This window comes from Streptomyces sp. NPDC059443 (assembly GCF_042750105.1).
GTDB lineage: Bacteria > Actinomycetota > Actinomycetes > Streptomycetales > Streptomycetaceae > Streptomyces.
In genome coordinates this window covers 59,285-79,663 of sequence record NZ_JBHYVM010000021.1, presented here as the reverse complement: position 1 = coordinate 79,663, position 20,379 = coordinate 59,285, and the positions used below count along the sequence as shown (strand labels likewise).

The 20,379-nt window shown below is 71.7% G+C and carries 18 protein-coding genes and 1 riboswitch; of the genes, 6 read left to right on the top strand and 12 right to left on the bottom strand.

Translation table 11 applies throughout. From position 1 onward, the window contains the following. Positions 1 to 114 precede the first annotated feature (114 nt). The 10 genes from ACFXDJ_RS21090 to ribD form a co-directional block, all read right to left on the bottom strand. The gene (locus ACFXDJ_RS21090; RefSeq protein WP_384660047.1) at positions 115 to 1,158 is read right to left on the bottom strand and encodes a hemolysin family protein; all 1,044 of its coding nucleotides are present in this window, start codon (positions 1,156 to 1,158) and stop codon (positions 115 to 117) included. Next, the gene (locus ACFXDJ_RS21085) at positions 1,155 to 2,516 is read right to left on the bottom strand and encodes a hemolysin family protein (protein ID WP_384660049.1); all 1,362 of its coding nucleotides are present in this window, start codon (positions 2,514 to 2,516) and stop codon (positions 1,155 to 1,157) included. Before ACFXDJ_RS21085 ends, ACFXDJ_RS21090 begins: the two co-directional genes overlap by 4 nt. A 200-nt stretch (positions 2,517 to 2,716) precedes the next feature. Beyond that, positions 2,717 to 3,181, bottom strand: coding sequence for a PH domain-containing protein (locus tag ACFXDJ_RS21080; RefSeq protein WP_384660051.1), 465 nt, complete (start codon positions 3,179 to 3,181; stop codon positions 2,717 to 2,719). Between the two features lie 63 nt (positions 3,182 to 3,244). After that, positions 3,245 to 4,093 carry an ATP phosphoribosyltransferase gene (gene hisG, locus ACFXDJ_RS21075; RefSeq protein WP_384660054.1) on the bottom strand — a complete coding sequence of 283 codons (849 nt, stop codon included), beginning with the start codon at positions 4,091 to 4,093 and terminating at the stop codon, positions 3,245 to 3,247. Positions 4,094 to 4,217: 124 nt separating this feature from the next. Then, positions 4,218 to 4,490: a phosphoribosyl-ATP diphosphatase gene (locus ACFXDJ_RS21070; protein ID WP_384660056.1), complete on the bottom strand. Its 273-nt coding sequence runs from the start codon at positions 4,488 to 4,490 to the stop codon at positions 4,218 to 4,220. 46 nt (positions 4,491 to 4,536) lie between these two features. Continuing rightward, positions 4,537 to 5,034 carry a 6,7-dimethyl-8-ribityllumazine synthase gene (gene ribH, locus ACFXDJ_RS21065; protein WP_384660058.1) on the bottom strand — a complete coding sequence of 166 codons (498 nt, stop codon included), beginning with the start codon at positions 5,032 to 5,034 and terminating at the stop codon, positions 4,537 to 4,539. A 56-nt stretch (positions 5,035 to 5,090) separates the two neighbouring features. Further along, entirely contained in the window at positions 5,091 to 6,392 is a 1,302-nt protein-coding gene (locus ACFXDJ_RS21060) for a bifunctional 3,4-dihydroxy-2-butanone-4-phosphate synthase/GTP cyclohydrolase II (RefSeq protein ID WP_384660060.1), read from the bottom strand. Then, a complete protein-coding gene (locus ACFXDJ_RS21055) occupies positions 6,389 to 7,045 on the bottom strand; it encodes a nicotinamide riboside transporter PnuC (RefSeq protein WP_384660063.1) in 657 nt (218 codons plus the stop codon). Before ACFXDJ_RS21055 ends, ACFXDJ_RS21060 begins: the two co-directional genes overlap by 4 nt. Beyond that, positions 7,042 to 7,680, bottom strand: coding sequence for a riboflavin synthase (locus ACFXDJ_RS21050; protein ID WP_384660065.1), 639 nt, complete (start codon positions 7,678 to 7,680; stop codon positions 7,042 to 7,044). Before ACFXDJ_RS21050 ends, ACFXDJ_RS21055 begins: the two co-directional genes overlap by 4 nt. Then, positions 7,681 to 8,787 (bottom strand): bifunctional diaminohydroxyphosphoribosylaminopyrimidine deaminase/5-amino-6-(5-phosphoribosylamino)uracil reductase RibD, encoded by a 1,107-nt coding sequence (ribD, locus tag ACFXDJ_RS21045; protein ID WP_384849918.1) that lies wholly within the window; start codon positions 8,785 to 8,787, stop codon positions 7,681 to 7,683. Positions 8,788 to 9,039: 252 nt separating this feature from the next. After that, a riboswitch (FMN riboswitch) is annotated at positions 9,040 to 9,169 on the bottom strand. Between the two features lie 311 nt (positions 9,170 to 9,480). On the opposite strand from ribD, the gene ACFXDJ_RS21040 reads away from it, so the two are divergent. The 3 genes from ACFXDJ_RS21040 to ACFXDJ_RS21030 all read left to right on the top strand — a co-directional run bounded on the left by ACFXDJ_RS21040 (position 9,481) and on the right by ACFXDJ_RS21030 (position 13,735). Further along, positions 9,481 to 11,889 carry a chitinase C-terminal domain-containing protein gene (locus ACFXDJ_RS21040; RefSeq protein ID WP_384660068.1) on the top strand — a complete coding sequence of 803 codons (2,409 nt, stop codon included), beginning with the start codon at positions 9,481 to 9,483 and terminating at the stop codon, positions 11,887 to 11,889. Between the two features lie 113 nt (positions 11,890 to 12,002). Next, positions 12,003 to 12,908, top strand: coding sequence for an RNA polymerase sigma factor SigJ (gene sigJ, locus ACFXDJ_RS21035; protein WP_384664211.1), 906 nt, complete (start codon positions 12,003 to 12,005; stop codon positions 12,906 to 12,908). An 89-nt stretch (positions 12,909 to 12,997) separates the two neighbouring features. Continuing rightward, positions 12,998 to 13,735, top strand: coding sequence for an SDR family oxidoreductase (locus ACFXDJ_RS21030; RefSeq protein ID WP_384849892.1), 738 nt, complete (start codon positions 12,998 to 13,000; stop codon positions 13,733 to 13,735). Positions 13,736 to 13,801: 66 nt separating this feature from the next. On the opposite strand, the gene ACFXDJ_RS21025 is transcribed toward ACFXDJ_RS21030, so the two are convergent. Beyond that, entirely contained in the window at positions 13,802 to 14,971 is a 1,170-nt protein-coding gene (locus tag ACFXDJ_RS21025) for an ROK family protein (protein ID WP_384663712.1), read from the bottom strand. A 63-nt stretch (positions 14,972 to 15,034) separates the two neighbouring features. Here ACFXDJ_RS21025 and ACFXDJ_RS21020 point away from each other — a divergent pair, with 63 nt between their 5' ends. The 3 genes from ACFXDJ_RS21020 to ACFXDJ_RS21010 all read left to right on the top strand — a co-directional run bounded on the left by ACFXDJ_RS21020 (position 15,035) and on the right by ACFXDJ_RS21010 (position 18,471). Further along, a complete protein-coding gene (locus ACFXDJ_RS21020; protein ID WP_384663714.1) occupies positions 15,035 to 16,249 on the top strand; it encodes an MFS transporter in 1,215 nt (404 codons plus the stop codon). Between the two features lie 70 nt (positions 16,250 to 16,319). Further along, positions 16,320 to 17,744: a uracil-xanthine permease family protein gene (locus ACFXDJ_RS21015; RefSeq protein WP_384849889.1), complete on the top strand. Its 1,425-nt coding sequence runs from the start codon at positions 16,320 to 16,322 to the stop codon at positions 17,742 to 17,744. Positions 17,745 to 17,820: 76 nt separating this feature from the next. Next, entirely contained in the window at positions 17,821 to 18,471 is a 651-nt protein-coding gene (locus ACFXDJ_RS21010) for a DUF5995 family protein (RefSeq protein WP_384664248.1), read from the top strand. Positions 18,472 to 18,616: 145 nt separating this feature from the next. Here ACFXDJ_RS21010 and ACFXDJ_RS21005 read toward each other — a convergent pair whose 3' ends face one another. Beyond that, positions 18,617 to 20,314, bottom strand: a complete 1,698-nt coding sequence (locus ACFXDJ_RS21005) for a flavin monoamine oxidase family protein (RefSeq protein WP_384663589.1) — start codon at positions 20,312 to 20,314, stop codon at positions 18,617 to 18,619. Positions 20,315 to 20,379: the final 65 nt, after the last annotated feature.

Sequence of the window (20,379 nt, the reverse complement as noted above, 5' to 3'; positions counted from 1 at the left end):
CTGCCCGGACCCGGTCCTCAAACGCCGGACGGGCTGGAAAGATCCAGCCTCGCCGGCGTTTGAGGCGCGGGGTCTGGGGCGGAGCCCCAGCAGCCGGGCCCCCGCCCCGGCCGGCTACGCGCTCCGCGCGTACCCCCGGTGGGCCGGGTCCCGTACCTCCCCGACCAAGGTCTCCAATACGTCCTCCATGGCCACCAGGCCCAGCACCCGCCCGGAGGGATCGGCGACCTGCGCCAGGTGGGTGGCGTCCCGGCGCATGACGCTGAGGGCGTCGTCCAGCGGGAGCGTGGAGCAGACCGTGGTCATCCGGCGCCAGACGCGCTGGGGCACGGCCCGCTCCCGGTCCTCCAGGTCCAGTACGTCCTTCACGTGTAGGTAGCCCATGAAGGCACCGGTGTCGGCGCGGACGGGGAACCGGGAGAACCCGGTGCGTACCGTCAGCTGCTCGATCTGGCGCGGGGTGACGGAGGGGCCGACCGTGACCAGCCGGTCCGGGGCCATGAGGACGTCGGTGACCGGGCGGCTGCCCAGTTCCAGCGCGTCCTCCAGGCGCTCCTGTTCGACCGGCTCCAGGAGCCCGGCCTGACGGGAGTCCTTGAGTAGCCGGCCGAGCTGCGCGGAGGTGTAGACGGCCTCGACCTCGTCCTTGGGCTCCACCTTGAAGAGCTTCAGGACCAGCGTGGCGCAGGCTCCCAGCGCGGTGGTGACCGGCCCGCAGACGCGGGCGAAGGCGACCAGGCCGGGGCTGAACCACAGGGCGGTCTTCTCGGGCGCGGCCATGGCGAGGTTCTTGGGGACCATCTCACCGATGACCAGGTGCAGGAAGACCACGGCGGCGAGCGCGAACGCGTAGCCGAGGGGGTGGATCAGGCCTTCGGGCACGTGCGCGGCGTGGAAGACGGGCTCCAGCAGCCGGGCCACGGTCGGCTCGGCGACCGCGCCGAGGGTCAGCGAGCACATGGTGATGCCGAACTGCGCGGCGGCCATCATGCGCGGCAGGTTCTCCAGCCCGTGGAGCACCTGGCGGGCCCGCTTGGAGCCGGCCGCGAGGGGCTCGATCTGGCTGCGGCGGACGGAGACGAGTGCGAACTCGGCGCCGACGAAGAAGCCGTTGGCCAGGACGAGGAGCAGGGCGAAGAGGAGTTGGAGCGCGTTCACCGGACACCCGCCGACTGGAGTTCCGCCGGGGCGGGAACCGTGCCCGTCGGGGCGGTGCGCACGAGGCGGACCCGTTCGGCGCGGAAGCGGCCGACCTGGCGGACGGAGAGCTTCCAGCCGGGGAGTTCGGCGCGGTCCCCGGGGGCGGGGATCCGGCCGAGCAGGTCGGCGACGAGGCCGGCGACGGTCTCGTAGGGGCCTTCGGGGACCTCCAGGCCTATCCGGCGCAGGGTCTGGACGCGACAGCTGCCGTCGGCCTCCCAGGAGGGGCGGCCGTCCTCGGCGGGTACGGCGGCCAGTTCCGGGCTGTCGTCCTCGGCGAGGTCGTGCTCGTCGCGGACCTCGCCGACGAGTTCCTCGACGATGTCCTCCAGGGTGACGACCCCGGCGGTGCCGCCGTACTCGTCGACGACCACGGCCATGGGCTGTTCGCTGCGCAGCCGTTCCAGCAGCGGCTGCACCGGCAGGGAGCCGGGCACCAGCAGCGGGGCGACGCAGATCCGGCTGACGCTGGTGCGGGCGCGTTCGGACTCGGGCACGGCGAGGGCGTCCTTGAGGTGGACGACCCCGGTGATCTCGTCGATGCGCTCGCGGTAGACCGGGAAGCGGGACAGGCCGGTGGCACGGGTCAGGTTGAGCACGTCGGCGGCGGTGGCCGTGTGCTGGAGGGCCTTGACCCTGACCCGGGGGGTCATGACCAGCTGGGCCGTGAGCTCGCCCAGCGAGAGGGTCCGTACGAAGAGGTCGGCGGTGTCCTGTTCCAGGGCGCCGGCCTGGGCCGAATGGCGGACCAGGGAGACCAGTTCGCCGGGGGTGCGGGCGGAGGCCATCTCCTCGGCCGGCTCCACGCCGAGGGCGCGTACGAGCCGGTTGGCGATGGCGTTGAGGGCCGCGATGACCGGTCGGAAGGCCCGGGAGAAGGCGTGCTGCGGGCCGGCGACGAAGCGGGCCACCTGGAGCGGCCGGGAGACCGCCCAGTTCTTCGGGACGAGCTCGCCGACGACCATCTGGACGGCGGAGGCGAGCAGCATGCCGATGACCACGGCGACGCCGGGGACGGCTCCCTTGGGGAGTCCGGTCGCTTCGAGCGGCCCGGCCAGCAGGGCGGCGAGGGCCGGTTCGGCGAGCATGCCGACGACCAGGGAGGTGATGGTGATGCCGAGTTGGGTGCCGGAGAGCTGGAAGGACAGCTCCCGCAGGGCGTTGACGACCGTGCGGGCACGGCGGTCGCCTTCGGCGGCGGCGCGTTCGGCCTCGGGTCTCTCCACCGTGACGAGGCCGAATTCGGCTGCCACGAAGAAACCGTTGGCGAGGATCAGGGCGAATGCCGCCAGGAGCAGGAGTAGCGGGATGGTCATGCCGCCGCCTCCACTGGGAGGGCGGCGCGGGTACTACCGGACGATCCGTCCATTGCTGGAGGGAGTCACTCCTCATGTCGCAGGTATCCACGGGCCGCGGGGTCCCGGGGCCGGTGGGAGGGCGCAGGGTCGCGCCCCCGTACCAGGGTAGTCACTGAGATCGTCCCCGCAATGGGACGCAGCGACGAGGCCGGACGGGGTCAGTCGTTCTTTGAACCGGTTCCGTGCGCGTCGGCGAGGGCGCGCAGGGCGCGGGCGTCGGCGATCGCCTGGGCCTTGGCGACCCCCGGCTGGATGCCGAGGGCGGGCAGGCTGGTGCCGTCGCTGAGGTCGAGGAACACCCACGCGTCGCCGGGGCGGAGGTTGACGCGCACGATCTGCGCCCACTCCAGGCGGCGGGTGGTGGTGAGGTTGACGACCGTGACCCCGGCCTCGTCCGCGACCACCTTGGGGCGGCTGAGCAGGACGAGGACGGAGGACAGCAGGACGGCGGTGAAGACGAAGCTGATCCGCTCGCCCGGGTGCAGGGTGTCGAGGACCAGGGCGATGGCCGTGATGGTGACGAACATGGCCAGGCCGACGCCCAGCAGGACGGCCCGGGTGCGGGTCGGCCGGAAGGTGACCGGCAGGGTGGGCGGTACGGGCTGGGAGGCGGCGTCGGCCATGTTCGTCAGATGCCTTCGGGTGGTGCCGGTGGGGTGCGGCGGATCGGGGCGGCTGCCCCGCCGTCAGAGGCGGCAGGCGTGGATCGAGGTGGTGAGGATCGCGCGCGCGCCGAGCTCGTACAGGTCGTCCATGATCCGCTGGGCTTCCTTGGCGGGGACCATCGCGCGGACGGCGACCCAGCCCTCGTTGTGCAGCGGGGAGACGGTCGGCGACTCCAGGCCCGGGGTGAGGGCGACCGCGCGCTCCAGGTGCTCGGCGCGGCAGTCGTAGTCCATCATCACGTAGCTGCGGGCGACCAGGACGCCCTGGAGGCGGCGCAGGAACTGCTGGGCCTGCGGGTCCTCGGGGTCGGTGCCGTTGCCGCGGATGACCACGGCCTCGGAGGTCATGATCGGCTCGCCGATGACCTCCAGGCCGGCGTTGCGCAGGCTGGTGCCGGTCTCGACCACGTCGGCGATGATCTGGGCGACGCCGAGCTGGATGGCGGTCTCGACCGCGCCGTCGAGGTGGACGACGGAGGCCTCGATGCCCTTGTCGGCGAGGTGCTTGGCGACGATTCCCTCGTACGAGGTCGCGATGGTCATCCCGTGGAAGTCTTCGGGGCCCTTCGCGGTGCCGGGGATGGTCGCGTAGCGGAAGGTCGAGCGGCCGAAGTTCAGCGGCAGGATCTCCTCGGCGCTGGCGCCGGAGTCGAGCAGCAGGTCACGGCCGGTGATGCCGATGTCGAGCTTGCCGGAGGACACGTAGATCGCGATGTCCTTGGGGCGGAGGTAGAAGAACTCCACGCCGTTGTCCGGGTCGACGACCACCAGTTCCTTGGACTCCTTGCGCATCCGGTAGCCGGCCTCATGGAGCATCGCCGACGCCGGTCCGGAGAGAGAACCCTTGTTGGGGACGGCGATGCGCAGCATGGGGCTTCCTTTGGTGCGTAGGTGCGAAAGGGTGTGCTGGTACGTGTGCGGGTACGGGGTACGGGGTACGGGCGCGCGGACGCCCCGGCAGGGTGTGCCGGGGCCCGCGCGGAACTGCTCGGGTTTAGAGGTGCGCGTAGACGTCGTCGAGGGAGATCCCGCGCGCCACCATCATCACCTGGACGTGGTAGAGCAGCTGGGAGATCTCCTCGGCGGCGGCTTCCTTGCTCTCGTACTCGGAGGCCATCCAGACCTCGGCGGCCTCCTCGACGACCTTCTTGCCGATGGCATGGACGCCCTTGCCGACGAGCTCGGCGGTACGGGAGGTGCTGGGGTCGCCGTTGGCGGCCTTGAGCTGGAGCTCGGAGAAAAGCTCTTCGAAGGTTTTGTTCGCCATGATGTCCCTAGGGTACGGGCTCACCCCGGTGTCCCAGCGCCTGGGTTCACTCCTTGGACGAGCGCCAGGGTTCGCTGACGGTCCGCAGCGTCATGGCCGTGGAGACGGCGGCGGTGACCGCTTCGTGTCCCTTGTCCTCGTTCGACCCCTCGAGCCCGGCGCGGTCCAGCGCCTGCTCGTCGTTGTCGCAGGTCAGTACGCCGAAGCCGACGGGGACTCCGGTGTCGATCGACACCTGCACCAGGCCCTGGGTGACGCCCTGGCACACGTAGTCGAAGTGCGGGGTGCCGCCGCGGATGACCACACCGAGGGCGACGATGGCATCGTATCCGCGACCGGCGAGTACCTTCGCCACGACCGGGAGCTCGAAGCTGCCGGGGACGCGGAGCACGGTGGGCTCGTCGATGCCCAGCTCGTGCAGGGCCCGCAGGGCGCCGTCCACCAGGCCGTCCATGACCTTCTCGTGCCACTGGGCCGCGATCACGGCGACTCGGAGGTCTCCGCAGTTCTTCACGCTCAGTTCGGGTGCGCCCTTGCCGCTCACAGCTCTGCTCCTCAGTTTGTCGGTTTGTCGAGTTTTAAGTGCGGTGTTACTGGGTGTTACTGGTTGCCGCAGGCGGACGTGGTGACCGCATCCAGCCAGGGCAGGTCGTGGCCCATCCGGTCCCGCTTGGTGCGCAGGTAGCGGAGGTTGTGCTCGCCCGCCTCCATGGGCATCGGCTCCCGGTCGGAAACCTTGATGCCGCCCCGTACGAGGGCTTCCGCCTTGTCGGGGTTGTTGGTCAGCAGCCGGACGCTGTGGACGCCGAGGTCGGCGAGCATCTGGGCGCCGGCCGCGTAGTCGCGGGCGTCGGCGGGCAGACCGAGCTCCAGGTTGGCGTCGAGGGTGTCGCGGCCGCGCTCCTGGAGCTCGTACGCGCGCAGCTTGGACAGCAGTCCGATGCCGCGGCCCTCGTGACCTCGCAGGTAGACGATCACACCGCGCCCGGCGGCCTGGACCCGCGCCATAGCGGCGTGCAGCTGGGGGCCGCAGTCGCAGCGCTGCGACTGGAAGATGTCCCCGGTCAGGCACTCGGAGTGCATCCGGACGATGACCTCCTCGCCGTCGCCGATCTCCCCGTGGACGAGGGCGACGTGCTCGACCCCGTCGACGGTGGAGCGGTAGCCGTAGGCCGTGAACTGGCCGAAGGAGGTCGGGAGGCTGACCTCGGCCTCGCGGCGGACGGTCGGCTCGGCGGAGCGGCGGTAGGCGATCAGGTCCTCGATGGAGATGATCGTCAGGCCGTGCTTGCGGGCGAAGGGGATCAGCTCGGGCAGCCGCAGCATGACGCCGTCCTCGCCGGCGATCTCCACGATGGCGCCGGCCGGACGCAGCCCCGCGAGGCGGGCGAGGTCCACGGCGGCCTCGGTGTGGCCGTTGCGGACCAGGACCCCGCCGGACTTGGCGCGCAGCGGGAAGACGTGGCCGGGGCGGACGAACTCGCCGGGGCCCGAGACGCCGTCGGCCAGCAGCCGCAGGGTGGTGGCGCGGTCGGCGGCCGAGATGCCGGTGGTGACGCCGTGCGCGGCGCTCGCGTCGACGGAGACGGTGAAGGCGGTCTGCATCGACTCGGTGTTGTGCTGGACCATCTGCGGCAGTTCGAGCCGGTCGAGCTCGGGGCCCTCCATCGGGGCGCAGATCAGGCCGCGGCACTCGCTCATCATGAACGCGACGATCTCGGGGGTGGCCTTCTCGGCCGCGATGACGAGGTCGCCCTCGTTCTCGCGGTCCTCGTCGTCCACGACGACGACCGGGCGGCCGGCCGCGATGTCGCGGATGGCCTGCTCGACGGGGTCGAGCCGGAAGGTCTCTTCGAGCTCGACGTCGGGCACGGGCTTCAGGACGGGGTTCAGGGAGGTCATGCCGTTGCTCCTTCCAGGGCCGGGGCGGGGGTGGCGGTGCGCGAGCGCTGGTACCAGTCGTAGGCGCCCCAGACGACGAGGGCGAAGTACACGACGTAGATGAGGCCGGAGAAGGCCAGTCCGCTGTTGAAGGCGAGGCGGACGCCGACCACGTCGACGAGGAGCCAGGCGAACCAGAACTCGACCAGGCCGCGGGCCTGGGCGACCATCGCGACGATGGTGCCGACGAAGATGTAGGCGTCGGCCCACGGGCTCCACGACAGGCTCGGGTAGAGGGTGAACAGTCCGCCGACGGCCAGGGTCCCGGCGGCCGCGCCGGCCAGCAGGAGCCCGCGCTCCTTCCAGGTGGCGGTGCGGACGGCGATGGAGCCGTCCTGGGCCTTCTGCTTGCCGAGCTGCCAGGCGCGCCAGCCCCACACGGCCACGCCGATGACGAGGAGCTGCTTGCCGACTCCGCCGGCGAGGTGGGCGGAGGCGTAGGCGCCGACGAGGATCAGGCCGGACAGGAGCTGGGCGGGCCAGGTCCATATGGAGCGGCGCCAGCCGAGGGCGAGGGCGCCCAGGCCGATCAGGTTGCCGATCATGTCGGACCAGATGACCTTCTGGCCGAAGACCTCGAAGGCCTCGGTGTTGAGCCAGGTCAGGGCGCTCACTTCGACTCCCCCTTGCCGTCCAGGGGGTTCGCGTGCAGCGGGTCGACTCCGGCGGCCAGCAGGCGCTCGACGTACTTGGCGAGGACGTCGACTTCCAGGTTGACCGGGTCGCCGGCCTGCTTGATGCCGAGGGTGGTCAGCGCGAGGGTGGTGGGGATGAGGCTGATGGTGAACCAGTCGGCCGCGGCCTCGACCACGGTGAGGCTGACGCCGTCGACCGTGATGGAGCCCTTCTCCACGACGTAGCGGGAGAGGTTCGCCGGCAGCGCGATCCTGACGAGCTCCCAGTGCTCCGAGGGGGTGCGGGAGAGGATCTCGCCGGTGCCGTCCACGTGGCCCTGGACCAGGTGGCCGCCGAGGCGTCCGCCCAGTTCCATGGGGCGCTCCAGGTTGACCCGGGAGCCCTTGGTCAGCGCCCCGAGGCTGGAGCGGTTGAGGGTCTCCTGCATGACGTCGGCGGTGAACTCGCCCTCGGCGGTCTCCACGACGGTCAGGCAGACGCCGTTGACGGCGATGGAGTCGCCGTGCTTGGCGCCCTCGGTGACGACGGGGCCGCGCAGGCGGAAGCGAGAGGCCTCGGGGAGTTCCTCGACGGCGGTGACTTCGCCCAGTTCTTCGACGATTCCGGTGAACACTCAGTGCTCCTTGAGGGCGGTGTGGGAGGTCAGGACGGTGGGGACGGACTGGACCACCGGGACGGCGGTGACACGGATGTCCGTGCCGATGCGGACGGTCTCGGTGATCCGGAGCCGGAGCGCTTCGGTGAGGGTGCCGATTCCGGCGTCGGCGAGGGCGTTCGGCCCGGCGCCGAGGAGGACGGGGGCGAGGTAGCCGACGACCTTGTCGACCACGCCCGCGGCGACGAAGGCGCCGGCCAGGGTCGGGCCGCCTTCGAGGAGTACGGAGCGGACCCCGCGCCGGTGGAGTTCGCCGAGCAGGGCGTCCACGGAGATCCCGTACTTGTCGTACGGGAGCCGGGCGAGCTCCACTCCGGCGAGGTGGCGGGTATCGGCATCCTCGGCCACGGCCACCAGGGTCGGGGCGGCGTCGTCCAGCACCCGGGCGGTGGGCCGGATGGTGGCGTGGGTGTCGAGGACCACCCGCAGCGGCTGGCCGCCGGGGACGATGCCGTCGGGTCCGCGCACCGCGAGGTGCGGGTCGTCGGCGCGCAGCGTGCCGGAGCCGACGACCACGGCGTCGGCCTCGGCGCGCAGCCGGTGGACGTCGGCGCGGGATTCGGGGCAGCTGATCCAGCGGCTGGTGCCGTCGGCGGCCGCGACGCGGCCGTCGAGGGTGGCGGCGTACTTCCACAGGATGTACGGGCGCCCGAGCCGTACGGAGGTCAGCCAGGCGGCGTTGCCCTCCTCGGCCTCCGCGCCCAGCAGCCCGGCCTCGGCCACGATCCCGGCGGCGCGCAAGGTGGCGGCGCCGCCGCTGGCCTGCGGGTTCGGGTCGGGGACGGCGTAGAGGACCCGGGTGATTCCGGCCTCGATGAGGGCCTGCGCGCAGGGCCCCGTACGGCCGGTGTGGTTGCAGGGTTCGAGGGTGACGTAGGCGGTGCCGCCGCGGGCGGCGGGGCCCGCCGCCCGCAGGGCGTGGACCTCGGCGTGCGGGCCGCCGGCCCGCTCGTGCCAGCCTTCGCCCACGACGGTGCCGGAGGCGTCGGTGATCACGCACCCGACGACCGGGTTGGGGCTGGTGGAGCCGGTTCCGCGGGCGGCGAGCTCGATGGCACGGGCCATGGCTCGTGCGTCGAGGGCACGGCCGTCGCGGGCATCGCTGTCGGATGTGCCGCTGTCCTGCGCGTCGGCGTGTGTCGCCACCGGGTCCTCCTGCCTCATCGGGCACGGACTCCGGGGCCTGTCGGGATACGACAGATGAAGCGGGTAGCACACGCGGGGACGCCTGAGCCGGAAAACACGGTCCCCTCGGTCGCGCATCCCGAGGGGTGCGCCGATGGAACCGCCGACGGCGGCGTACCGGTGACTGGCCCGCCGCGCACTGCCTCCCATCCGGACTTTAACCGTCGGTCCAGGAATTTCACCTGGTCAACCGGCCGCTGGCTGCGGACGGGTCGCGGACTATACCGCCGGTTCGGAATTACACCGACCCCGGAGTGCGCTGCTACTGGTACTAGAGCCAGTGTGCCACGGGTGATCGGCGGCCATGCGAGTGAGTCAATGTGGCCTGGGTCACATATTCGGTCGTTTTCGAGCGCGCCTATTGCGCCATCCGGTGGATCCCGCCCGATGTCCGACATCCCCCGCACGACCCCCTTCTTTGGTCCAGACCTATTGACGGGTTGGTCTAGTCCTCTTAACGTTCCCTTCATCTTCCCCGGGAGACAGCCCGTCAGATGTGCGCACGTCACGGGCCAACACGCACTACTTCTAAGCCTGTTGTGTCCTGCCATCCTCCCCTCCCCAGGAGGCACAATGCTGTCCCCCACACGCACGAGAGCGATGCTCCTGACGTCCGGCGCCGCAATCGCCGGGCTGCTGGTCGCGGGCCTCTCGGCGGGCGTCTCGCACGCCGCCGACAACGAGTCCTGTCGCCCCGACGGTCTGTACAAGACCCCGGGCGTCGACGTCCCGTACTGCTCGGTCTACGACACCGAGGGCCGCGAGAAGATGGGCGCCGACCACCAGCGCCGCGTCATCGGCTATTTCACCGGCTGGCGCACGGGCAAGGACGGCACGCCCGCCTACCTGCCCAACAACATCCCGTGGTCCAAGGTCACCCACCTGAACTACGCCTTCGCCCACGTCGACGGCAACAACAAGATCTCGGTGGGCGCGGACAACGCGAACAACGCCGCCACCGGCATGACCTGGCCGGGCGTCGCGGGCGCCGAGATGGACCCCGCCCTCCCGTACAAGGGCAATTTCAACCTGCTGAACAAATTCAAGAAGCAGAACCCCAACGTCAAGACCCTGATCTCGGTCGGCGGCTGGGCCGAGACCGGCGGCTACTTCGGTGACGACGGCAACCGCGTCGCCTCCGGCGGCTTCTACTCGATGGCCACCAACTCCGACGGCTCGGTCAACCAGGCCGGCATCGACACCTTCGCGGACTCCTCGGTCGAGTTCATCCGCAAGTACGGGTTCAACGGCGTCGACATCGACTACGAGTACCCGACCACCATGAAGGACGCGGGCAACCCGCTGGACTGGCAGTTGTCCAACGCGCGGCGCGCCGGTCTGGTCAAGGGCTACGCGGCCCTGATGAAGTCCCTGCGCGAGAAGCTCGACCGCGCGGGCGCCTCCGACGGCAAGCACTACCTGCTCTCGGTCGCCGCCCCCTCCTCCGGCTACCTGCTGCGGGGCATGGAGACGTTCCAGATGCAGAAGTACCTGGACTACGTCAACGTCATGTCCTACGACCTGCACGGCGCCTGGAACGAGTTCGTCGGCCCGAACGCCTCGCTCTTCGACGACGGCAAGGACGGCGAACTCGCCGCGGCCGGCGTCTACTCCACCTCCCAGTACGGCGGCATCGGCTACCTGAACTCGGACTGGGCCTACCACTACTTCCGCGGCTCCATGCCGGCCGGCCGCATCAACATGGGCCTGCCGTACTACACCCGCGGCTTCAAGAACGTGCAGGGCGGCACGGACGGCCTGTGGGGCAAGGCCCCGGCCACCAGCTGCCCGGCGGGCGCCGGTCTGACCAAGTGCGGCGACGGCGCGGTCGGCATCGACAACCTCTGGCACGACCTCGATAGCAACGGCGTCGAGGCCCCGGCCGGGTCCAACCCGATGTGGCACGCGAAGAACCTGGAGAAGGGGGTCGTTGGTGACTACGTCACCAAGTACGGCTTCCCGGCCGACACCAAGCTGACCGGCACCTACGTCCGCAAGTACGACTCCACCCTGGTGGCGCCGTGGCTGTGGAACGACGCGAAGAAGGTCTTCCTCTCCACCGAGGACGAGCAGTCCGTCAACGCCAAGGCCGACTGGGTGGTCAACAAGGGCATCGGCGGCACGATGGTCTGGGAGCTCGCCGGCGACTACTCGTACAACACGGCCAAGGGCCAGTACGAGATGGGCGACACCCTGACGACGGCGATGTACGACAAGTTCAAATCGGCCGCCCCGTACGGCGCCACGCGCGCCACCATCACCATGCCGACCGAGGCGATCAAGGTCGACACCAAGTTCGACGCCTTCCCGCTCGGCGACTCGAACTACCCGATCAGCCCGAAGCTGACGATCACCAACAACACCACGGCGACCCTGCCCGGCGGTACGGAGTTCCAGTTCGACTACTCCGCCTCCGCGCCGAGCAACGCCGCGGACCAGTCCGGCTGGGGCACCAAGGTCATCCGCAGCGACCACACGGGCAACAACGTGGGCGGGCTGAAGGGCGACTACAACCGCGTCTCGATGAAGCTGCCCACCTGGCAGTCGCTGGCCCCGGGCGCCTCGGTCGACGTGGCCTTCGTCTACTACCTGCCGACCTCGACCCCGTCCAACTGGACGGTGACCTTCGGCGGCAAGACGTACGGCATCGCCGGCGACCTGGCCCGCGGTACGACGGTGGTGGAGCCGGGCGGCGCGACGCAGCCCCCGACCACCCCGCCGACGACCCCGCCGACCACCCCGCCCACGACGCCGCCGACCACTCCCCCGACGACGCCTCCCACCACCCCGCCGACCACGCCCCCCACGACTCCCCCGGGCGGCACCTGCGCCAACCCGGCCTACGTCGCGGGCAACGTGTACACGGGCGGAGCGCTCGTCTCCCACAAGGGCCACAACTGGAAGGCCCAGTGGTGGACGCAGAACGAAGAGCCCGGCACCACCGGTGACTGGGGCGTCTGGAAGGACCAGGGCGCCTGCTGACCGGGTAGGCGGCGGATGAAGGACCCCCTTCAGGGGAAAGCACGAGGACCCGGTGGCCCGGCGGCCACCGGGTCCTCGTGCGTGTCCGTACGGGCACTTCGTAGGCTGATGCCGTGATCGCACATGTCACCGCCTCCGTAGCGGACTTCGAGCAACACCGGCCCCGGATGTTCGGCATCGCCTACCGCATGCTCGGTTCGGCAGCGGAGGCCGAGGACACCGTCCAGGACGCCTACCTGCGGTGGAGCTCCGCCGTCGACCGCGAACCCGCCGAACCCATCGAGCACCCCGGGGCCTGGCTCGCCAAGACCGTCACCCGCCTGTGCCTCAACCGCCTCACCTCGGCGCGGGCCCGGCGCGAGGAGTACGTGGGTCCCTGGCTCCCCGAGCCGGTCCTCACCGGGGAGGGCGCGCTCGGCCCGCTGGAGTCGGCGGAGCAGCGGGACAGCGTGTCCATGGCCCTGCTCGTGCTGCTGGAGCAGCTCACCCCCACGGAACGCGCGGTGTACGTGCTGCGCGAGGCCTTCGCCTACGGCCACCGGGAGATCGCCGGGCTCCTCGACCTCACCGAGGCCAACTGCCGTCAGCTCTACCGGCGGGCGGCGGGACGGGTGGCCGCGGCGAAGGCCCCCGAGCGGCGGTTCCAGCCGGACCCGGCGCAGTGGCAGACCCTGGTGGAGAGCTTCCTCGAAGCCGCGAACAGCGGGGACCTGGCCCGGCTGGAGGGGCTGCTGGCGGCCGACGCGCGGTTCGTGTCCGACGGCGGTGGCGTGGTCAGCGCGGCGCGGCGGCCGGTCGTGGGCCGGGGCAACGTGGCGCGGTTCCTGCTGGGCGTGCTGCGCAAGTACTCCGGCGAGCTGCCGGTCTCCTTCGCGGAGGTCAACGGGGAGCCCACCCTGGTCGTCGGCGGTGTCGGAGTCCTCCAGGTGGAGTTCGAGGACGGGCTGGTCCAGAGCGCGCGGGCGGTGATGAACCCGGAGAAGCTGGAATTCCTTGAGCGGCAGCTTTCGCGTTCCTGAGGGCCGTCACATTCCTGAGGGCTGTCACATTTCCCAGGGCTGTCCGGTCCCAGCTGGTGAACGCATCGCCGAGGAAAGGAACGGACACCATGAGCACCATCCTCGTCACCGGAGGCACCGGAACCCTGGGCAGGCCGGTCGTGGAACGGCTGCGGACGGCGGGGCACGAGGTCCGCGTCCTGAGCCGGCACGCACCGGACTTCCCCGTCGACCTGCGGACCGGCAGCGGGCTGGACGCGGCGATGGCGGGCGCGGAGGTGGTCGTGCACTGCGCGAGCAGCCCGCGCGGGGGTGACGACGTGGCGGCCGGGCACCTGATCGCGGCGGCGGAGCGGGCCGGGACGGTCGGGCACGTCGTCTACATCTCGATCGTCGGGGTGGACGAGGTCCCGCTCCCGTACTACCGGACGAAGCTGAAGGTGGAGCGGATGCTGGAGGCGTCGGGGCTGGGCCTGACGATCCTGCGGACCACGCAGTTCCACGATCTGGTGGCCCAGGCGCTGGCCGCGATGGCGAAGCTGCCGGTGATGCCGCTGCCCGCCGGGGTCAGCGGGCAGCCGATCGCGGTCGAGGAGGTCGCGGACCGGCTGGCCGAGCTGGCGGCGGGGCCGCCGGCCGGGCGGGTCCCGGACATGGGCGGCCCGGAGGTCCTCAGCTTCGAGGAGGCGGCCCGCGCCTACCTCGCGGCAGCCGGCAAGCGCCGCCCGCTCCTCCCGGTCCCCTTGCCGGGGAAGGCCTACGCGGGCTTCAAGCGGGGCGGCCACCTGGCTCCGTCGCACGCGGTGGGCCGGGGCACGTTCGCCGAGTTCCTGACCGCCCGCCGGTAGCCGGGCGGCATCCCGGCGATGGCCCGGCGGCGGCCCGGCGGCCCGGCGGCAGGGGCTTCAGGGGCTTCAGGCCCCGAAGAGCGTCGCCTGCGCGGCCTCGCGGGCGGCAAGCCGAGCACCCTGGAGCACCGCGGGATCGCCCAGGGCGCTCGCCCTGACCTCCATCGGGACCGGGCTCAGCACGGCGAGCCGGGAGGCGACCCGGGACGCCAGCTCCGCCCCGCCCGCACGCCCGAGCTCCCCGCCGAGCACCACGCAGCCGGGATCCAGGATCGCCGCGACCGCAGCCGCCCCGAGGGCGAGCCGCTCCGCCAGCGCGTCGAGGAACGCCGGGCCGGCGCCGCCCGCGACCGCCTCCTCGGCGGTCCCGTCGAAGCCGTGCTCCGCCGCGAGCGCGGCCACCGCCGCGCGCCCGGCCAGCGAGTGGAACCCGCCTTCGCAGTTCGTGGCCGAGGGCAGCCCCCCGACGCCCGGCACGGGGAGGAAGCCGATCTCGCCCGCCCCGCCGGAGGCTCCGCGGCGCAGCCGGCCGTCGAGGACCACCGCCGCCCCCACCCCTGCGCTGAGCCACAGCAGGACGAAGGAGTCCAGGTCCCGGGCCGCCCCGACGCGCTGTTCGGCCAGGGCCGCCAGGTTGGTCTCGTTCTCCACCGCGACCGTGGCCGGCAGCCGCCGCTGGAGCGCCGCCACCAGGTCCCGGTGCCAGGCGGGCAGTCCGACGGTGTCGCCGAGTTCGCCGCTGCCCGGCGACACCAGGCCCGGTGCGCCGATGACCACCGTGTGGAGCCGGTCCGCGCCCGCCTCGCGGGCGAGTTCCTCCAGGCGGTCGACGGCCTCCTCCACCGCGTCCACGGGCAGCGCCGCCTGGGCCAGCGGCCGTCCGAGCAGGTCGGTGACGACCGCGGTCGCGCTGTCCACGCGTACGTCGAGCGCGGCGAGGTACGCCCGGCGCGCGACGATCCCGTAGAGCCGGGCGTTGGGTCCGCGGCGCTGCTCGCCCGATTCGCCGACGACCTCGATGAGTCCGGCCTCGGTGAGGCGTTCCACCAGGTCCGCGACGGAGGGACGGGAGAGGCCGGTCAGCTGTTTGAGCTGGGTGGCCGTCAGCGCGCCCTCGTCCTGGAGCAGCCGCAGGGCGAGCCGGTCGTTGATGGCCCGGGCCGTGCTCGGGGAGGCGGGGGACGGAGCGATGGCGGTCGCGGCGGAGGCGGCGGTCAGGACCTTGGCAGCAGTCACGCGCCCATCCTATGAGCTCCCGGAGACTAACTATCAGGCAGGGTCCCTGATAGTTTACGTGTCATGACCGGGGAAACCGACTTCAGCCCGGCGCGACTGCGCCATGCCCGCTTCGCCATCGCCGCCGTCTTCTGCGCCCACGGCGCCGTCACCGGCTCCTTCGCCACCCGCATCCCCTGGATCCAGGACCACGCGCAGCTCAGCGCGGGCACCCTGGGCATGGCCCTCGCCTTCCCCGCCGTCGGCGCCGCGCTGACGATGCCGCTCGCGGGACGGATCAACCACCGGCTCGGCGCCCGCACGGCCCTGCGGGTGCTGCTGTCCCTGTGGACCCTCGCCCTGATCCTCCCGAGCCTCGCCCCGAACCTGGTGACGCTCTGCCTCGTGCTCTTCCTCTACGGGGCCGCCGCCGGCATGTCCGACGTGGCGATGAACGCGCTCGGCGTGGAGACGGAGAACCGGCTGAAGCGCTCGATCATGTCCTCGCTGCACGGCATGTGGAGCGTTGGCGCCCTGATCGGTTCGGCCGCCGGCACGTTCGCAGCGCACACCGGCACCGACGCCCGCCTCCACCACCTGATCGCCGCGCTCGCCCTGACGGCGGCCGGGCTGGTCGCCGTAGGGGGCGTCCTGGACCTGCGGTCCGACGCGGACGCCGAGGCGCCGCCGCACTTCGCGCTGCCCCCGAAGTCCGCGCTGTTCATCGGGGCGATCGGCTTCTGCGCGGTCTTCGCGGAGGGCGCGAGCATGGACTGGTCCGCGGTGTACCTGCGGGACGTGCTGCACACCGACGCCGGCCTCGCCGCCGCCTCCACCACGGCCTTCGCGCTGACCATGGCGCTCGCCCGGCTCGCCGGGGACAAGGTCGTCGACCGGTTCGGGGCGGTACGGACGGTCCGCGCGGGCGGGGCACTGGCCACCGCGGGCGGGCTCCTCGTCGTCACGGTCCGGGAACCGGCCGCGGCCCTGGCCGGCTTCGGGCTGATCGGGCTCGGCATCGCGGTGGTGGTCCCGCTGGCCTTCGCGGCGGCCGCCCGCAGCGGTCCGGCCCCGGCGCAGGCCATCGCGGGTGTCGCGACGATCACGTACACCTCGGGTCTGATCGCCCCGTCGGCGATCGGCGCGGTGGCCGACGCGACCTCGCTCGTGGTGTCGTTCGGGCTGGTCACGCTGCTGGCGTTCGCACTGATCCTGGGGGCGACCGTGCTGCGGCGGCGGCCGGTGGCGGCGGGGTCCGGCGCCGTGAACCGGGACGAACCCGCTGCTATGCGGCCGTAATATGTCGCCTGGCCGCCTGCGGCCTCGTAGCTCGACGCTTGACCGGACCGACAAACGGAAGTGGTGGAACATGGGCCTCGGCGTGCGCTGGACCCTGCACGGAGACGGGCGCACCCCCGCCCCCGGCGCGGTGGTGCGGCCGGACGAGCGGCTGACCTGGCCGCGGACCGCCGGGCTGGGCGCCCAGCACGTCGTGGCGATGTTCGGAGCGAGTTTCGTCGCGCCGGTCCTGATGGGGCTGGACCCGAACCTCGCGATCATGATGTCCGGTGTCGCCACCGTCATCTTCCTGCTCGCGACGCGCGGCCGGGTCCCCTCGTACCTGGGCTGCTCGCTCTCGTTCGTGGGTGTCGCCGCGGCGATCCGGGCGGGCGGCGGGGACAGCGGGGTGGTCACGGGCGCGGTCTTCGTGGTCGGCGCGGCGCTCTTCCTGGCCGGCCTGGCCGTCCAGCGGTTCGGGGCGCGGATCATCCACGCGGCGATGCCGCCGGTGGTGACGGGCGCGGTCGTGATGCTGATCGGCTTCAACCTGGCGCCGGTGACGGCGTCCACGTACTGGCCCCAGGACCAGTGGACGGCGCTGCTGACCATGGCGTTCACCGGGCTCGCCGTGGTGTGCCTGCGGGGCTTCTGGTCGCGGATCGCGATCTTCCTCGGCCTGGTCTTCGGCTACGGCCTCTCCTGGATCCTCGACCTGTTCTTCGGCAAGATCCACTCCACGATGGGCGGGGCGGAGGCCGTGGACCACTGGCGGCTCGACCTGTCCGGGGTCTCCAAGGCCGACTGGATCGGCCTGCCGTCCTTCCACGCGCCGGCCTTCGAGTGGTCGGCGATCCTGATCGCGCTGCCGGTGGTCATCGCGCTGATCGCGGAGAACGCCGGGCACATCAAGGCCGTCGGCGAGATGACCGGCGACCCGCTCGACGACAAGCTGGGCACGGCCATCGCGGCCGACGGCGCCGCGTCGATGCTCTCCACGGCGCTCGGCGGCCCGCCGAACACCACGTACTCCGAGAACATCGGCGTCATGGCCGCCACCCGGGTGTACTCGACCGCCGCCTACTGGGCGGCCGCCGGGTTCGCGCTCCTCTTCGGCCTGTGCCCGAAGTTCGGCGCGGTCGTCGCCGCGATCCCCGGCGGGGTGCTGGGCGGGATCACCGTGATCCTGTACGGCATGATCGGCCTGCTCGGCGCGCAGATCTGGATCAACGGCCGGGTGGACCTGCGCAATCCGCTGAACCTGGTGCCGGCCGCCGCCGGCATCATCATCGGCGTCGGCGGGGTCAAGCTGCACATCAGCGACAGCTTCGAACTGGGCGGGATCGCGCTCGGCACGATCGTCGTCATCACCGGCTACCACGCGCTGCGCTGCTTCGCCCCGGCGCACATGAAGCAGCAGGAGCCCCTGCTGGACTCGGGCACGTCGGCGTACGACGGGACGGGCGGGGCGGCGGACGGGGCCGCGGACTCGGGTGCCGGCGACAAGCGGGGTTGACGTGGCTTCGCCCGAACCGGCGAAGCGTACGGCCAAGTTCCCCTGATCCCGGCCCGCGACTGGGACGCTGCCTCCCATGGTCCCCATGGAAGCGGTGCTGGCGCGGATGCGCGCCCTGGACGAGCGGCTGCCCGAGCGGGACGGCGTCGCCGTCTTCAACCGGGTGTACCTCACGGTGACGCAGACGCTGCACGAGCGGATCTCGCACGGCGCGTTCCCGTCTCCGCGCCGGGCGGAGACGCTCAGCGTCCGCTTCGCCGAGCGCTACCTGGCGGCGGTGGAGGCGGACCGGGCCCCGGCCTGCTGGCGGCCGCTCCTGCAGTACCGCCGCCACCCCGGGGTCCGGCCGCTCCAGCACGCGCTGGCCGGGATCAACGCGCACATCGGCCATGACCTGGCGCTGGCGGTGGTCTCCACGTGCCGGACCCTGGACTGTGATCCTCCGGCTCTCGAAGCGGACTTCGACCGGGTCGGCGACACGCTGGTCTCCCTGGAGGAACACATCCGGGAGGACCTGATGCCGGGCCCGGACCTCCTGGAGATCGCGGACCCGCTGACGCACCTGATCGGCGCGTGGAGCCTGGAACGGGCCCGGGCGGGTGCCTGGGCCTCGGCCCGCCTCCTCTGGTCCCTGCGCCGCTCCCCCGACCTGGCGGAGGAGTTCGCCGAGTCCCTCGACGCGGGCGTCGGCCTGGTCGGCCGCTGCCTCCTGACCCCGACGGGCTGACCCCCGCCGGCGGGGCTGGGTTTGGCCTCGGCTCCGGCGCCGGACATGGGAACGGGCCGCCGCCGCGTTCGTGCGCGGGGGCGGCCCGTGGTCACGGGGCCAAAGACGCCGGGGGTGGGGGCGCTCCGGGGGAGATCGGGACGGGTCAGTCCTCCGGGAGTTCGACCGGGGCGATGTCGTCGTAGACGTCGCCGGGGCCGGGGTTGGTGGAGTCCGTGGCGCCGCCGAGCTGGTGCATGACGCCCCAGACCGCGTTCAGCGCCGTCTGGACCGCGCCCTCGGCCCAGCCCGCCGTCCAGGAGATGTCGTCGCCCGCGAGGAAGATGCCGCGCTTGTCCTCGGGGAGGCGGTCCTGCATGAAGTGGGTGAACAGGCGCCGCTGGTAGCGGTAGTGGCCCGGCAGGTTGGCCTTGAACGCGCCCATGAAATAGGGCTCGTTCTCCCAGGACACGGTCACCGGGTTGCCGATGATGTGGCGGCGGATGTCGACCTTCGGGTAGATCTCGCCGAGGGACTTCAGCATGACCTCCATCCGCTCGTTCGCGGACAGCGGCAGCCACTTCAGGCTGTCGTCGCACCAGGTGTAGGACAGGCAGATGACGGCCGGCTTGTCGGGGCCGTTGTCCAGGAGGTACGTACCGCGGGTCATGCGGTCCGTGAGGGTCATCGACATGACGTCGCGGCCCGTCTCCTCGTCCTTGTCCAGCCAGAACGGGCGGTCGACCGGGACGAAGAGCTTGGAGCTCTCCATGTAGTGGGTGCGCTCCATCGCCGTCCAGTGGTCGATCGGGAAGAGCGAGTCGTCGCAGGAGATCTTGGAGAGCAGCAGCCAGGACTGGGCCGTGAAGATCGCCGCACGGTAGGTGCGGATGTCACCCGAGGAGTCCGTGACCGTGATGCGGTTGCCCGCGGTGCGGTGCAGACGGGTCACCGCCGGGCGGGGGGTGCCCTCGTGGAGCGAGGAGAGGGAGGTGCCCTGGGCCCAGTGGACGATCTTCTCGGGCTCGCGCTCCCACAGGCGCAGCGGGAGCTGCTGCGAGCCGCCCACGATGCCGCGGTGGTGGTCGTCGGCCTCGGTGTAGACGACGCGCAGGATTTCGAGGATCGAGTTCGGGAAGTCGGTGTCCCAGCCGCCCGTGCCGAAGCCGACCTGGCCGAAGATCTCCCGCTTGCGGAAGGACTGGAAGGCCTCCGACTCGCAGAGGAACCCGTAGAAGGTCTGGTTGTCGAGCTTCTCGACGAGCTTCGCCCAGATCTCGCGGATGCGCGGGACGTCCCGCTCGCGCATCGCGGTGTTCATGTCGGAGAAGTCGGCGCCCTCGTCGAGGCAGTCGTTCCACGCGGCGGCGACGTCGCGGTAGATCTGCGGGAGGTCGGCGATGGTCTCGGCGTAGTGCGACTCGCCCTTGAGGTCGACCACCGTGGAGGGGGTGGCCGGGGAGAGCGGGTTCGGGAAGGGCTCGGTGACCAGGCCCACGAGGTCGATGTAGTGCTGGAGCGCCGTGGACGACGGCGGGAAGCGCATCGCGCCCATCTCCGCGGTCAGCCCGTCCGTGCCGGTGCCCTCGAAGCCCACCGTGCGCAGCCGGCCGCCGATCTGGTCGGCCTCGTAGACGACGGGCTTGAGGCCCATCTTCATCAGCTCGTACGCGGAGATGATGCCGGACAGTCCGCCGCCGATGACGGCGACCTCGGTGCCGTGCTCGGTCGCCGGTATCTGGCCGAGGCCCGCCGGGTGCGCGAGGAAGTCGTCGTACGCGTAGGGGAAGTCCGGACCGAACATCGTGATCGGCGGCTGACCGTCGCTGTGCGGGACGGCGGTGGTGGGCACCGTGGACGTCATGGGGTACGACTCCTAGCGGGGTGGGGCAGGGGGGAGGAAGGCCGGGGGCCCGGAGGACCGGGCGG